Source organism: Thiocapsa bogorovii, from assembly GCF_021228795.1.
GTDB lineage: Bacteria > Pseudomonadota > Gammaproteobacteria > Chromatiales > Chromatiaceae > Thiocapsa > Thiocapsa bogorovii.
Genome location: NZ_CP089309.1, coordinates 3,096,953 through 3,110,374, shown reverse-complemented (window position 1 = coordinate 3,110,374; position 13,422 = coordinate 3,096,953). Strand labels below are relative to the sequence as shown.

At 64.0% G+C, this 13,422-nt stretch carries 15 protein-coding genes; 5 read left to right on the top strand and 10 right to left on the bottom strand.

Going from position 1 to position 13,422, the window contains the following annotated elements:
• The 4 genes from ppa (at window position 1) to yihA (ending at window position 2,417) form a co-directional block, all read left to right on the top strand.
• Complete coding sequence (ppa, locus tag LT988_RS14080) at window positions 1–549, top strand: inorganic diphosphatase (RefSeq protein WP_007192285.1); 549 nt, start codon at window positions 1–3, stop codon at window positions 547–549.
• 137 nt (window positions 550–686) lie between these two features.
• On the top strand, window positions 687–1,232 hold the full coding sequence (gene moaC, locus LT988_RS14075; RefSeq protein WP_232406196.1) for a cyclic pyranopterin monophosphate synthase MoaC: 546 nt from the start codon (window positions 687–689) through the stop codon (window positions 1,230–1,232).
• An 11-nt stretch (window positions 1,233–1,243) separates the two neighbouring features.
• Window positions 1,244–1,729, top strand: a complete 486-nt coding sequence (locus LT988_RS14070) for a bacteriohemerythrin (RefSeq protein ID WP_232406195.1) — start codon at window positions 1,244–1,246, stop codon at window positions 1,727–1,729.
• 43 nt (window positions 1,730–1,772) lie between these two features.
• Window positions 1,773–2,417 carry a ribosome biogenesis GTP-binding protein YihA/YsxC gene (gene yihA / locus LT988_RS14065; RefSeq protein ID WP_232406194.1) on the top strand — a complete coding sequence of 215 codons (645 nt, stop codon included), beginning with the start codon at window positions 1,773–1,775 and terminating at the stop codon, window positions 2,415–2,417.
• 72 nt (window positions 2,418–2,489) lie between these two features.
• Here yihA and LT988_RS14060 read toward each other — a convergent pair whose 3' ends face one another.
• A complete protein-coding gene (locus tag LT988_RS14060) occupies window positions 2,490–3,413 on the bottom strand; it encodes a DUF1104 domain-containing protein (protein ID WP_232406193.1) in 924 nt (307 codons plus the stop codon).
• A 398-nt stretch (window positions 3,414–3,811) separates the two neighbouring features.
• Here LT988_RS14060 and LT988_RS14055 point away from each other — a divergent pair, with 398 nt between their 5' ends.
• A complete protein-coding gene (locus LT988_RS14055) occupies window positions 3,812–5,299 on the top strand; it encodes a phosphomannomutase (RefSeq protein WP_232406192.1) in 1,488 nt (495 codons plus the stop codon).
• A 209-nt stretch (window positions 5,300–5,508) separates the two neighbouring features.
• Here LT988_RS14055 and ptsP read toward each other — a convergent pair whose 3' ends face one another.
• The 9 genes from ptsP to lptB all read right to left on the bottom strand — a co-directional run bounded on the left by ptsP (window position 5,509) and on the right by lptB (window position 13,263).
• Complete coding sequence (gene ptsP / locus LT988_RS14050) at window positions 5,509–7,251, bottom strand: phosphoenolpyruvate--protein phosphotransferase (RefSeq protein WP_232406191.1); 1,743 nt, start codon at window positions 7,249–7,251, stop codon at window positions 5,509–5,511.
• Window positions 7,248–7,517, bottom strand: coding sequence for an HPr family phosphocarrier protein (locus tag LT988_RS14045; protein ID WP_007192278.1), 270 nt, complete (start codon window positions 7,515–7,517; stop codon window positions 7,248–7,250). The genes ptsP and LT988_RS14045 overlap by 4 nt, the downstream gene beginning before the upstream one ends.
• Entirely contained in the window at window positions 7,514–7,921 is a 408-nt protein-coding gene (locus LT988_RS14040) for a PTS sugar transporter subunit IIA (protein ID WP_232406190.1), read from the bottom strand. Before LT988_RS14040 ends, LT988_RS14045 begins: the two co-directional genes overlap by 4 nt.
• Window positions 7,918–8,787 carry an RNase adapter RapZ gene (gene rapZ, locus LT988_RS14035; RefSeq protein ID WP_232410588.1) on the bottom strand — a complete coding sequence of 290 codons (870 nt, stop codon included), beginning with the start codon at window positions 8,785–8,787 and terminating at the stop codon, window positions 7,918–7,920. Before rapZ ends, LT988_RS14040 begins: the two co-directional genes overlap by 4 nt.
• Window positions 8,788–8,843: 56 nt before the next feature.
• Window positions 8,844–9,806: an HPr(Ser) kinase/phosphatase gene (gene hprK / locus LT988_RS14030; RefSeq protein ID WP_232406189.1), complete on the bottom strand. Its 963-nt coding sequence runs from the start codon at window positions 9,804–9,806 to the stop codon at window positions 8,844–8,846.
• A gap of 22 nt (window positions 9,807–9,828) precedes the next feature.
• The gene (locus tag LT988_RS14025; protein WP_007192274.1) at window positions 9,829–10,278 is read right to left on the bottom strand and encodes a PTS sugar transporter subunit IIA; all 450 of its coding nucleotides are present in this window, start codon (window positions 10,276–10,278) and stop codon (window positions 9,829–9,831) included.
• Between the two features lie 235 nt (window positions 10,279–10,513).
• The gene (gene hpf, locus LT988_RS14020) at window positions 10,514–10,849 is read right to left on the bottom strand and encodes a ribosome hibernation-promoting factor, HPF/YfiA family (protein ID WP_232406188.1); all 336 of its coding nucleotides are present in this window, start codon (window positions 10,847–10,849) and stop codon (window positions 10,514–10,516) included.
• Between the two features lie 30 nt (window positions 10,850–10,879).
• A complete protein-coding gene (locus tag LT988_RS14015; RefSeq protein WP_232406187.1) occupies window positions 10,880–12,364 on the bottom strand; it encodes an RNA polymerase factor sigma-54 in 1,485 nt (494 codons plus the stop codon).
• 182 nt (window positions 12,365–12,546) lie between these two features.
• Window positions 12,547–13,263, bottom strand: coding sequence for an LPS export ABC transporter ATP-binding protein (gene lptB, locus LT988_RS14010; RefSeq protein WP_232410587.1), 717 nt, complete (start codon window positions 13,261–13,263; stop codon window positions 12,547–12,549).
• Window positions 13,264–13,422 lie beyond the last annotated feature (159 nt).

Sequence of the window (13,422 nt, the reverse complement as noted above, 5' to 3'; positions counted from 1 at the left end):
ATGGATCCGAAGCGCGTCCCACGCGGCGATAATATCCCGAGTGAAATCAACGTTATCATCGAGATACCGTCGCATGCCGAACCGGTAAAATACGAGATGGACAAGGCGACCGGCGCCATGTTCGTCGATCGCTTCATGTCCACGGCAATGCACTATCCCTGCAACTACGGCTATGTGCCGAACACCTTGTCCGCGGATGGCGACCCGGTCGACGTGATCGTGGTGACACCTTATCCGCTGATCTCGGGATCCGTCATCAAGTGCCGTCCGATCGGTGTGCTCAAGATGACGGACGAATCCGGGGATGATGCCAAGATCCTGGCGCTACCGATCGACAAGCTCTTCAAGGGCTACCGTGAGATCGAGAGTTTCCGCGACATGCCTGCCCATCTGCTCGATCAGATCTCCCACTTCTTCGAGCATTACAAGGACCTGGATGAAGGAAAGTGGGTCCGCGTCATGGGCTGGGGCGGCCGCGAAGACGCACGCGAAGAGATCATGAACAGCGTGAAGATGTTCGAAGAGGCACCGGAGAAGCCGGCATTCTGATGACCCCGTCGCTTGCCCTTTCTCGGGGCGAGCGAGCGACATGGCGTCTCGGTCGGATCCTTCCCCGAGGCTCTTGTTGTCTCGCCATGTCGGCGCCCTCGCCGACTCCTTAAGACCTTCCACTCCGCGGATCGTAGATGCCGTTCACACATTTCGACAAGAAGGGTGCGGCCCATATGGTGGATGTGGGAGACAAGGAAGTCACCAAACGTCGGGCCGTCGCAGAGGGGAGTATCCGGATGGAGGCATCGACCCTTGCGCTGATCCTCGGCGGCGAGCACCACAAGGGCGATGTGCTCGGGATCGCGCGGATCGCCGGGATCATGGGTGCCAAGCGCACCGCCGATCTGGTGCCCTTGTGTCATCCGCTGAGTTTGACTCGGGTCGCTGTCGAGCTGGAGCCGCGCGTCGAGACCTCGACCGTCTATTGTTCGGCCACGGTCGAGACCAAGGGCTCGACCGGAGTCGAGATGGAGGCGCTCTGTGCGGTGCAGATCAGCCTCTTGACCATTTACGACATGTGCAAGGCGGTGGATCGGGGCATGAGTATCGAGGATGTACGCTTACTCGAAAAGGAGGGAGGGCGATCCGGCCATTGGGTCCGTAGCGCTGCGCCTGCGGGTGACTGCAATGCCGGTGCAAACGGTCCCCTCCGAGATGGCCCGAACGAGGCCGTCGTCTAATGGAAAAAGCGATGACTCAATTCGTGGAGTGGTCCGCCGCGCTCAGCGTCGGGATCGACGAGATCGACGCGCAGCATCAAGCCCTGATCGACCTGATCAACGAGGTGCAGGACGCCGTCGTCGGGGGACTCGAACGGGAGCGCCAGCTCGATGCGCTCGGCCGGCTGGCCGAGTACACCAAGATCCATTTCGCCGTCGAGGAGGGCCTGATGCGCATCTTCGGCTATCCGGATTACGAACGCCACAAAGGGCAGCATGAGGGGCTCGTCCGCAGCATGGTGGACTTGCAGCGTCGACTTGCCCTGGAACAGGCACCGATCGACGAAGGACTGATGCGGCACCTCAAGCATTGGCTGCTCGATCACATCCTGCAAAGCGATCAGGATTACAGTCGTTTTTTTCTCGCCGCAGGTGCACTGTCGCGACACCAAAAGTCGTCCTGGGCGACCCGGATGTGGGACCACTTATACTTCTGCGGCTCCAAGTGCTGGAGCTGAACCGCGTCCGGAAACGGCGGCTTCGGCCCCGGTACCCGCTACGATGAATCCATTCTACCAACGCGCTCATTTCCTGACCGCCGCCGCGCGTGTCGATCAATGCCCCGCGGACGAGGGTCGCGAAGTTGCATTCGCGGGGCGTTCGAATGCCGGCAAGTCCAGCGCGATCAATGCACTCTGTCACCAGAACGCGCTCGCGCGCACGAGCAAGACGCCCGGACGTACGCAGCAGCTCATCTTTTTCGGGCTGGACGAGATGCGTCGCCTTGTCGATCTACCCGGCTACGGATATGCCAAGGTTCCGGATGTGGTCAAGCGCGACTGGCAGCAGCACATGGCCGGGTATCTCGAGCAGCGCCGCTCGCTTGGCGGTCTCGTCGTCGTCATGGATATCCGGCATCCGCTGGCCGAGTTCGATCGCCAGATGCTCCATTGGGCCGGACGGGCCGATCTGCCGATGCTCGTCCTGCTCACCAAGGCGGACAAGCTCAAGACCGGGGCGGCCCGCGCAACCCAGCATGCGGTCGAGCAGGCCGTCTCGGATATGGCGGGGCGGGTCGAGGTGATGCTCTTCTCTGCCTTGAAACGCCAAGGCGTCGAGTCCGTCCAGCGGTTGCTCGATCGATGGCTCCGGGTGGACGCCGCGATCGAGCCCGTGGGTCCTTCGGAGACTGGGATACGCGACTGACGCCGAACTGGACCGACGGTGCCGGCCGCACGACGCCGGCACCCCGTCGGCCCACGAGCCGGCTGCCCGAGATCAGTAACCCATGCCCGGCTGCGGCGGACCCTGATCGTAACCCGGGGCGCCATAACCGGGCGCTCCATAACCGGGGGTCCCGTAATCGGGCATCATGTGCGGATGCCCCATGCCCCCTCGTTCGCTTGGATAGGGCATCCCGCCCGGATAGCCGCCCTGCGGACCATAGCCGTACCCATAGCTCGGGGGCTCATAGCCGCCTTGAGGCGGCATGCGAGGCATCTCGGGCATGGGGGGAGGGCTTCCAAACAGGGCGCGGGCCGCCTCGATCTGCTCCTCGCTCATTGCCTCGACGGTCTTGCGATACGCCTCGAACCGCTCCTCCATCTCCTTGCGGCGCTCCTCCGCCTCGGCCCATGGCGGCGTTTCGGGCATCTCGATCCCGCGCTCCGCCGCATCGGCGCGCATTTGCTGCCAATGCGCATCGCGCATCGCACGGCGTTCTTCGGGGGTCATGGAAAGCATCTGCTCACGCATCACACGTCGTTGTTCGCGCATCGCTTCCATGTCCTCGGCCGACATGCCGCGACGCTCGGGCAGGGCTGGCGGCTCGGGCATCTGCGGCCGATCGGTGGAATCCCACGGCGGCGTCTCGGGAAGCGCCAGGCCGATCTCGGCCGCACGGGCGCGCAGCTCTTCGTAGCGCTTCTCGCGCTCCGCCATCATGGCGGCGCGACGCTCCTCGGCCTTCGCTCGGGCTGCCTCGCGGGGTGTGGGCGCAGCGGTCGAGGCATCGGCGGACGCATCGGCCGGCACGTCAGCCGGTGCCGCCGGTGCAGGTGCCGCCGGTGCCGCTTCGTTCGCGGGCTCGACCGCGGTTTGGCTCGATTCGCTCGCCTGCGGTTCGGCGAAAGCGCCTTGGCCGATGACGAGCGCCAGCGTTGCCGCCGAGACGAGCGGGATCATGCGAGACGTGTCGGGCATGGAGGTACTCCTCGAAGTGGTGATCGTCAGGGAAGTTCGGCGGATCCGTCGCCTTCGGCTCGGTGTCGTTTGACCGGTCAGACGTAGCCGAGCCCCTGTCCGTAAACCTGCACCGGTTGCTGCCGTGCCCGTCCGGAGTCACATCGTTCTTGGTTTTAAGCGGCAGGTGGACGCGCCGAGACGAACGCAGCAGCGCCCCCGAGCTTAACCGATCCGTGGCCCCGAGCGACACCCCCTTCCGGCCCTCCTCCCGGACTGTATTCTCCGTGACCGAGTCGAACGGGAGTCGTATCTCGCCGTGCAGCGATCCCATGCGCCGACGCACGCCACGCAACTGTTCCCCGGGTTAGGATTGGCAGCGGGGCTGCGATTTCCCGGAATCGATGCGAGGAGCGTGTATGCAGATCGGCGATTTGATGAACATGAGCGGTGTGGCGTTCGGAACCAGCGGTGCCCGCGGATTGGCGCAGGCGATGACCGATCGGGTGTGCTACGCCTATACGGCCGGGTTTCTCAGCTATCTTCGCGCGAGCGGGGGGCTCACACCGGATGCAGAGGTCGGCTTGGGCGGCGATCTGAGACCCAGCACAAGCAGAATCCTGGTCGCCTGCGCCCGTGCGACGCTGGATCTGGGCTGCCGACCCCGCTACCTGGGGCGTATCCCGAGTCCGGCCGTTGCCGCCTGGGGACTGACCCGCGGTGCTCCGAGCTTGATGGTCACCGGCAGCCACATTCCGGACGATCGCAACGGCATCAAGTTCAATCTGCCGACGGGCGAGGTCCTCAAACGCGACGAGGAGGGCATCCGCGGACAGCCGCTTCAGGTCGCCGAAACGCTCTTCGATGCGGCCGGCGCCTTCGTCGAAGACCAGTCCGCCGCGCTTCCCAAGGAGGATCCCCTTGCCTATCGCGACTACCTCGATCGCTATCTCAACTTCTTCCCGTCAGGCAGCCTGGACGGCCTGCGTGTCGGTGTCTATGAGCACTCGAGCGTCGCTCGGGGTGCTTATGTCGATGTGCTGGAAGGGCTCGGCGCACGTGTGACGCAGCTGGGATTCTCGGAGGTCTTTGTCCCTGTCGATACCGAAGCGATCCGCCCAAACGACGTCGCGCTTGCGCGCGACTGGGCCGCCACGGGGAACTTCGATGCCCTGGTTTCGGCCGACGGGGACGGCGACCGTCCGCTGGTCGGCGATGAGACGGGAAACTGGTTGCGCGGGGACATCGCCGGAATCCTGTGTGCACATCAACTCGGCGCCCGCGGGGTGGTGACGCCCGTGAGCAGCAACACGGCGGTCGAGCGATCCGGCTGGTTCGAGACGGTGCTGCGCACCCGTATCGGATCGCCCTTCGTCATCGAAGGGATGCAGGATCTGGTCGACCGAGGACTGGACCGGGTGGTCGGCTACGAGGCGAACGGCGGTTTCCTGCTCGCGACCGACCTCGAGCAGGAGGGCCGGATCCTGCCGGCCTTGCCGACACGAGACGCGGTCTTGGTCGCGATCGCCATCCTGCGGGCCGCCGTGGAGCAGGGGAAACCGGTGTCGGCCCTGTCCGCCGATCTCCCGCGCCGCTTCACCTGGAGCGATCGTCTGAAGGATTTTCCGACCGAGATCGCTCGGGCGCATCTTGGCGAGATCCATCGCGGCGATCCGGCCGGGGACAAGGCCGCGGCGCAGTCCGTGTTCGGCGCCGCTTTCGGCCCGGTCGCCGATCTGGATGTCACCGACGGTCTCAGGATCACCTTCGCCAGCGGCGAGATCGCACACCTGCGCCCATCGGGAAACGCCCCTGAGCTGCGGGCCTACACCGAGGCGGACAGTCCGCAGCGCGCGGAGGAGATGAACCGGATCTGCATGGACATCCTCGCCAGTTGGCGTGCTTAAACCGCGCTCGGCGTGACCTGCATGCTTTGTTTGTCTGTGCGACCTCACAGCTGCCAACCACCGTCGGCGCCGCGCGGTTTAAGAAATTTAGAGGTTTTTTGGGTTTTCTTTTTCTTAAACCGCGTCAGGGATAAGACCCTTAGTGGACTCAAGGGCGCCATGCTCAGGCCGACATCGATTTAGACCGTCGGACGCGGTTTAAGCGCGGTTTAAGCGGCGTTGAGCTCGTCGATCAAGGCGCCAGGATCCATGTCGTCTAGACGCGCGAAAAGCGCGGCGGTGCGGCGCTTCAGATCGCGTGTGTCGGCCTGCAGCACGACCTCTTTGACGTCCAGGATGGCGCCCGGCTGCATGCTGAATTCACGTAGCCCGATTCCCAGAAGGAGTCGGGTGAAGCGTGGATCGCCGGCCATCTCGCCGCACATGCTGACCGGTCGGTTCAGGTCGCGCGCGGCCTCGATGGTCATGCGCACCAACCGCAAGATGGCCGGATGGGTGGGATCGAACAGATAGTTGACGCCGTCGTCGAGTCGGTCGATCGCAAGCGTGTACTGGATGAGGTCGTTGGTCCCGATCGAGAGAAAATCCAGACGCCGGGCCAGTGCTCGAGCGCAGAGGGCCGCGGCGGGCACCTCGATCATGGCGCCGATCGGAAGGTTCGGGTCGTAATCGAGCCCGTCACGGTCGAGCTGAGTCTTGATTTGTCGGATCAGCGCGAGAACCGTATCCACTTCATGGACGTTCGATACGAGGGGCAACATCAGCCGCACCGGGCCGATCGCTGCGGCGCGCAGGATCGCCCGCAATTGCGGGCGAAAAAGGTCGGGCTCCTTCAGGCACAGGCGGATTGCGCGCAGTCCGAGCGCGGGGTTCGAGACCCCGGGCCCCGGATCCGAGGCCGTCTCGATGCGCTTTTCGACCCCTAGGTCCAACGTGCGAATGGTCACCGGGATCCCGCCGAGCCCTGCGACGATCTCTGCATAGTTCGCCAGATGCTCCTCCTCGTCGGGGAGATCGCGGCGATTCATATAGAGGAACTCGGTGCGATAGAGTCCGACCCCGCTGGCTCCGTTGGCAGTCGCGAGCTCGACGTCTTCGGGAAGCTCGAGATTCGCGAGGAGATCGATGTCGACCCCGTCGCGCGTGACGGAGGCGCGTCCGACCAGCCCGCGCAAACGCAACTGACGGGCCTCTGCCGCGCGCAGCCGGCCGCGGAAAAAGGTTAGGGTGAGTGGGTCGGCATCGGCAAGGACCGTACCGGTCTCGCCGTCCACCAGGATGAGCTCGCCTTGGCGCAGGTAGCGGGTGATGTTGTGGATGCCCATCACGGCGGGCACCCCGAGACTGCGCGCCAGAATGGCCGTGTGGGACATGGGCCCGCCGAATTCGGTCACGAATGCGACTGCACCGCGATGGTGCAGGAGGATCGCATCCGCGGGCGTCAGGTCGCGCGCCACCACGACGCGACCGTCCAGATCCTGGGCCGAGGGCTCGCTCTGCTCGATTGCGCCCTGCAGGAAGGTCTGAATCTGCTGTACGACATGCTCGACATCGTCGCGGCGCGTACGCAGATAGGGATCGTCCATCTCGTTGAAAATCGCGACCAACGTGTCGCGTTGGCGTTGCAACGCCCACTCGGCATTGCAGAGCTCGTCGGAAACGATGCGGCGCACCTCGTCGACCAGGGCGGCATCCTCGAGCATCAACAAGTGAGTGTCGATGAACTCGGCGATGTTCAACGGCGTGTGGCGCGGGATCTGGTTGCGCACAGCCTTCAAGGCCTGGCGCGCTGCCGTGACGGCCAAGTCGAGACGCTCGATCTCGGCGGCGACCTCGTCGGCCGCGATCGAGGACTGCGAGACGCTTCGGCCGCCGCGCCCGTCCACGAAGGCCGGTCCAAGTGCCAGGGAGCGGCTCGTCGAGATACCGATCCCCTGAAAGGAGGTGGTCATTCGGACTCTCCGAAGCGCTCGCCGATCAGCGCCTCGATCGCCGCCATGGCGGCATCCTCGTCCTCGCCCGACGCTTCGACCGTGATTCGTGTCCCCTGGCTCGCAGCCAGCATCATCACGCCCATAATGCTCTTGCCGTTGACGCTCTGACCGCGCCGCTCGATCTCGACGTGACTGGCAAAGCGTCCGGCGCATTGCACGAGCTTGGCCGCCGCACGGGCATGCAGACCCAGCTTGTTGAGGATCTCGATCTCTTTGCGAATCATGTGCGGTCGTCTCGTCGCGAGCAGAGCACGACACCGTCGCGCCCGCCCTGCAGCGCCTTCTCGGCGACGGTATCCAGGTCGAGCGAGGCGTAGGTCAGAGCGCGCAACAACATGGGCAGATTTAGTCCTGCAATCACTCTGAGCCGCTCATGGATCCCAAGGAGCGATACCGCGACATTCGCCGGCGTCGAGCCGTAGAGATCCGTCAGGATTAGGACGCCCTCGCCCGCGTCCAGTCGATCCAAGCGCTCGGCGGCTTGCGCCGCCAAGATCTCGCAGGGCACGTCGTTGACGACCTCCATCGCCTCGATCCCCGGCGGAGGTCCGCCTAAGATTGCCGCCGCGACCCGAAGCAGGTCCGCGCCGAACGGCTGATGGGTGATCATGAGTAGACCGACGCTCAAGGTAGCTCCCGATGCCGCACCATGACCTGATGACCCTCGGACTCGAAATGATGCCGCAGGGATTCGGTCATGTAGACCGAGCGGTGCTGCCCGCCCGTACACCCGATCGCGATCGTCAGATAGCTGCGCCCGTCCGTTTCGAAGCTGGGGATCCAGCGGTCGAAGAACCCCTGGATGTCGGTGCGCATCCTGCAAAACGCCTCGGCGGAATCGAGGAACTCGATGACGGGCCGATCGCGTCCGGTCAAGCGGCGCAGCTCGGGTTGCCAATGCGGATTGGGCAAGCTGCGCAGGTCGAAGACGAAGTCCACATCGTGGGGGACACCGTGCTTGAAGCCGAAGGACTGAAGCAGGATGGATGCCTTCGGGGAGTCGCCGCCGACCAAGCGGCTGCGCACGAGATCGCGCAGCTCATGGACGTTGGTCTGGGTCGTGTCGATGCGAATATCCGCGCAGCTGCGAATCGGCTCGAGGAGGCGACGCTCGAGCGCAATCGCCTCCGGCAACGAGCGGTCCCCGCCGGTCAAGGGGTGCTTGCGACGGGTCTCGCTGAAGCGCTTGATCAGGGTTTCGGTCTGTGCGTCGAGGAAGAGGACGTCGCAGCCGATACCGCGCTCGCGTGCCGAGCGAACCAGCTCGGGAAGGTGTCGGAGCTCCTCGGGACCGCTGCCCGGACTGGTCCGCACGTCGATCCCGACCGCAGTCATCGTGAAGGCATCGTCGAGCCCCTCGTGCAGTCCGAGAGCGAGATCCTGCAGCAAGAAGAGCGGCAGGTTGTCGATGCAGTAGAAACCCACGTCCTCCAGGGTGTGAAGCGCGACGCTTTTTCCCGAGCCGGACAGGCCGCTGAGGATGACCAGCCTCATCGGCTTGCCGACGGACTGTGCGCGTTCGCGCCCGTGCTCCTCTGCGGGTGGTCCGGTCATAACGGTGATCTCGGCGGGTCGGGTCGATCGATACTGATGGCGCGCGCCTGGCGGTCGACGAAGTCGACACCGGCATCGTAGCCGCGAATGCGCAGTATCTGGTGTCGCACGGCCGCCTCGACCAAGATCGCCAGGTTGCGGCCAGGCGCAACCGGCATCGTGATCTTGGGGACGGCGACCCCGAGAATGTTGCGTACCGAGAGGCTGCCGCTGAGTCGATCGATGCACTCCAACTGCTGCTGGTCGAGCGGCTGGAGATCGATAATGAGGTTCAGCGTCTTGCTGCGCACGACGGCGCCCTCGCCGAACATGGCGCGGATGTTGAGGATCCCCAGACCGCGAACCTCGAGAAAATCGCGCAGGGCTTCGGGACAGGTCCCCTCCAAGGTCTCCGGGGCGATGCGCGCGAAACGCGGCGCGTCGTCGGCGATGAGCCGGTGGCCGCGCGAGATCAGGTCGAGTGCCAGCTCGCTCTTGCCGACGGCCGGATCACCGACCAAGAGGACGCCCATGCCCAAGACCTCGATGAAGACGCCGTGCACCGTGCGGCGCTCGGCGAGCGCATGGGTCAGGAAGTAGCGAAGGTGGTTGATCAGCTCTTCGTCGCCCAGGGAGGAGCCGATGAGCGGCGTGCGTGTCTGCTCGGCGGCCTCGCGGAAGGCGGGCTCCGGTTCGATACCGTCGGAGAAGATGACGGCGGTCGGATGATCCCCGAAGAGCTTCTCCACGGTCTCGCCGAAGGCGGTCCGGCCCAGGTGCGCCAGATAGATCAGCTCGGCATTGCCGATCACCTGCAGCCGATTGGGGTGGATGCAGTTCAGTGAGCCGATGAGCGACTGCCGGGTGGTTCCGGGATCGTCGCCGCGCAGCGGACGCGCGGCCGTCGGCTCCGGCGTGATCCAGCGCAGCTTCAGCCGGGGTCCGGTCTGAGCGATCAGAGATTGAAGGCTTTCGATCATCGCTGGCGGCCCGGCTTGACCGCTAGGTGGCCTTCAAAAGGTCCAGAATCGCCGCGGGCGAGTCGGCGTCGCGCAGTTGCGACCGCGTTGCGGACTCGCTGAAGCGGCCTGCCAGATAGGCGAGCAGTTGGAGGTGCTCCTCGGTCGCCGTCTCCGGAACCAAGAGCGCGAAGGCCAGATCGACCGGCTCGCCGTCGGCGGCGTCGTAATCGACCCCCCGAGTCGTTTGTACGAAAGCCCCGATCACCTGCGAGACCTCTTTGATCCTCGCGTGAGGCAGGGCCACGCCGTGTCCGAGACCGGTGCTGCCGAGGCGTTCGCGCTCGAGGAGGCGCTCGAAGACGTTCTCCGTACTCAAGCGCGGATGGTCGTTGGCGAGCAGCTCGGCAAGGGTCTCGAGCAAGCGCTTCTTGCTGGAAATCTCAAGCCCCTGACCGATTCGGGCCTCGTTGATCAGTTCCGGGCTGAGCATCGGTATCGGCTCCCGTGCGCCGCGGGTAACGGGCGCTTCGGCTGGCTCTTGAAACGGGGCCCGCGCAGCGATGGCGGGCGAGAATATGTGATCATGGATCCTGAGAATCCTCGGATGTCTGGACGGGGTCGGCGATTCCGCCTGCCAACCCTCACCGATCCCGTTCGTATCATGCCTCCGACGGGCAAGAGCGCCCATCGGGGGTCTCGGAGGCGCCTTCGCGACGCCTGGTGCATCAGATCTGATCGGGTTCTTCGCCCTCGCTGATCTTCGGGCTCGTAGCGCGATGATCGTTCTTTTTCTCCTTGTGGCGAAGCACTTGGCGATCGAGCTTGTCGATCAAACCGTCGATCGCAGCGTACATGTCCTCATGGACCGAGTCGGCGAAGAGCTTGTTGCCGTTGATATGCAGTGTCGCTTCGGCCTTTTGGGCGAGCTTCTCGACGCTGAGAATGACGTGCGCGTTGATGACGTGGTCGAAGTGCCGCGCAAGCCGCTCGAACTTCGTGTCGACGTAGCCCTTCAGCGCGTCGGTGACGTCAATGTGATGACCCGTCAAATTGATCTGCATCTGCTGACTCCTTATTGTTCAAAGTGCCTGCTAATCCAGGCGCTTGCGCTCGTTTGAGGGTGGAACCCCCATGGCCTCGCGGTACTTGGCGACGGTTCGCCGCGCGACATTGATCCCCTGATCGGCGAGTTCTTGTGCGATCTTGCTGTCGCTCATGGGCTTTCTCGCGGACTCGCCGGCGATCAGCTTGCGGATTAGGGCACGGATCGCGGTCGACGAGCATTCCCCGCCAGAAGCGGTGTTGACGTGCGAGGAAAAGAAATACTTGAATTCAAAGGTTCCCCGCGGCGTGTGCATGTATTTCTGTGTCGTCACTCGCGATACGGTCGACTCGTGAAGCTCCAAAGCCTCGGCGACATCGCGCAGAACCATCGGTCTCATCGCCTCGTCTCCGTGCTCGAAGAACTCCTGCTGCATCTCGACGATCTTCGCCCCGACGCGCAGCACCGTGTCGTTGCGGCTGGCCAGGCTCTTGATGAACCAGCGTGCCTCCTGCAAATGGCTCTTCAAGGTGACGCCGTCCGCGCTTTGATCGGCGCGCCGGATCAGGCGCGCATACTCGGCGTTCACTCTGAGTTTAGGCATTGACTCGGGATTGAGCTCGACCGACCATCGGCCCTCGCGTTTGCGCACGAAGATATCGGGAACGACATACTGGGCCGGTGCGCCGGCGATCAGGCTTCCGGGTCGCGGATTGAGACGTCGGATCAGGGCCAGCGCTCCGGCAACGGCTTCCTCGGATTCCTTCAGCTGACGGACCAGGGAAGCGACGTCGCGCTTCGCCAGATACTCGAACCCGTCGCGGCAGATCGCCATCGCAGCGTTTCGCCAAGGCGTTTGGGCAGGCAGCTGGCTCAGTTGAATCAGCAGGCACTCGGGGAGATTGCGCGCACCCACGCCCGGGGGGTCGAAGGATTGAATGCGGTGAACAACCGCCTCGACCTCCTCTGCGCTGATCTCGGGATGGTCGACGGTCAGGAGCAGCTCGTCGATATCGATGCGCAGATAGCCGTCGGCGTCGATCGAATCGATAACCGCTTGGGCGATCATATTGTCGCGCTCGCTCAGCCTGCAGAGGTTGAGCTGCCAAGCGAGGTGGTCGAGCAGGGTCTGAGGGCGACTCTGTTGGGCAAAGGGATCGTAGTCCGAGCCGTCGTCGGATCCGTGCGACGTGCTCGGCAGATAGGAGTCGAAGACATCGGTCCAGAGCGTGTCGACGGGCAGCTCGTCGGGCATCTCGTTGGATTCGGCGTGGATCTCGCGGTCGACGGTTTGCTCGACCGCCAGGCGCGGTGTTTCGATATCCTCGCTCTGGATGGTGCCCGTTTGCGGCTGCTCGCCGACGTTGAATCGGTCCGCTTCGTCGCCCTCCTCCAACATGAGGTTGGTGTCCAGCGCCTCCTGAATCTCCTTCTGGAGCTCCAGTGTCGAGAGCTGCAACAGACGGATCGCCTGCTGCAACTGAGGCGTCATGGTCAGGTGTTGGCCGAGCCGAAGCTGGATGGATTGCTTCATGGATCGCGGATGCGCTTTTCGATGTGTTCGATCAGGTAGCGGCCATGGCCAATTCTGCTCGATTCCAGCCGTTTGAGTCCGGTGAAGGCGTCATCAGCCGAGGCATGCCGGCCATCTTACACCCAACATCTCGGAAAGAGCATCCAACGGATGCGCGTGCCGGTGAAGTGGCGGGCTTGCGCTCACATGGAGAAATCTGCGCCCAGGTAGACGTCGCGCACTTGTTGATCGGCCAAGAGCTGGGCGGGGGTGCCTGCCGCGATGACGCACCCCGAGCTGATGATGTAACCGCGGTCGCAGATATCGAGCGTCTCGCGCACGTTGTGGTCGGTGATCAGTACGCCGATCCCGCGATCGCGCAGATGCGAAACGATAGCCTTGATGTCTCCGACGGCAATCGGGTCGACCCCGGCGAAGGGTTCGTCGAGCAGCATCACCAGGGGGTCGACCGCGAGCGCGCGTGCGATCTCCAGGCGGCGCCGCTCCCCGCCGGAGAGGCTCAGCGCAAGCGATCCACCGACATGGGCGATTCCCAACTCTTCGAGGAGGCGCTCGCAGCGCAGGTTACGGTCGGCCCGGGATAGATCGCGGCGTGTTTCCAGGATGGCCAGGATGTTGTCGCGCGCGCTGAGCTTACGAAACACGGAGGGCTCTTGTGCCAGATAGCTCAGGCCGGAGCGTGCCCTCGCATGCATCGGTTTTAGTGTGATGTCCTGCCCGCTCAGCGCGATACGGCCCTCGTCCGCCGGGATCAGGCCGACGATCAGATAAAAACAGGTGGTCTTGCCCGCGCCGTTCGGTCCGAGCAGGCCCACGACCTCGCCGGCATCCACACCGACGCTGACGTCCCGCAGGACCTGGCGTCCGCGGTAGCTCTTCTTCAGATGCTCCGCGCGCAGCGTCGTCGAGCCCGACCCTAAACCGCGTCCAGAGTGAAACGCGTCGTTTTCATGTTGTGTCGGGTTCAAGGATTTTTTCGACCTTTTAGAAGACGCGGTTTGGAATCAAATATTCTGAATACCGTAAACCGTTCCAGCTCAGACAGTTGTCGGAGCTGG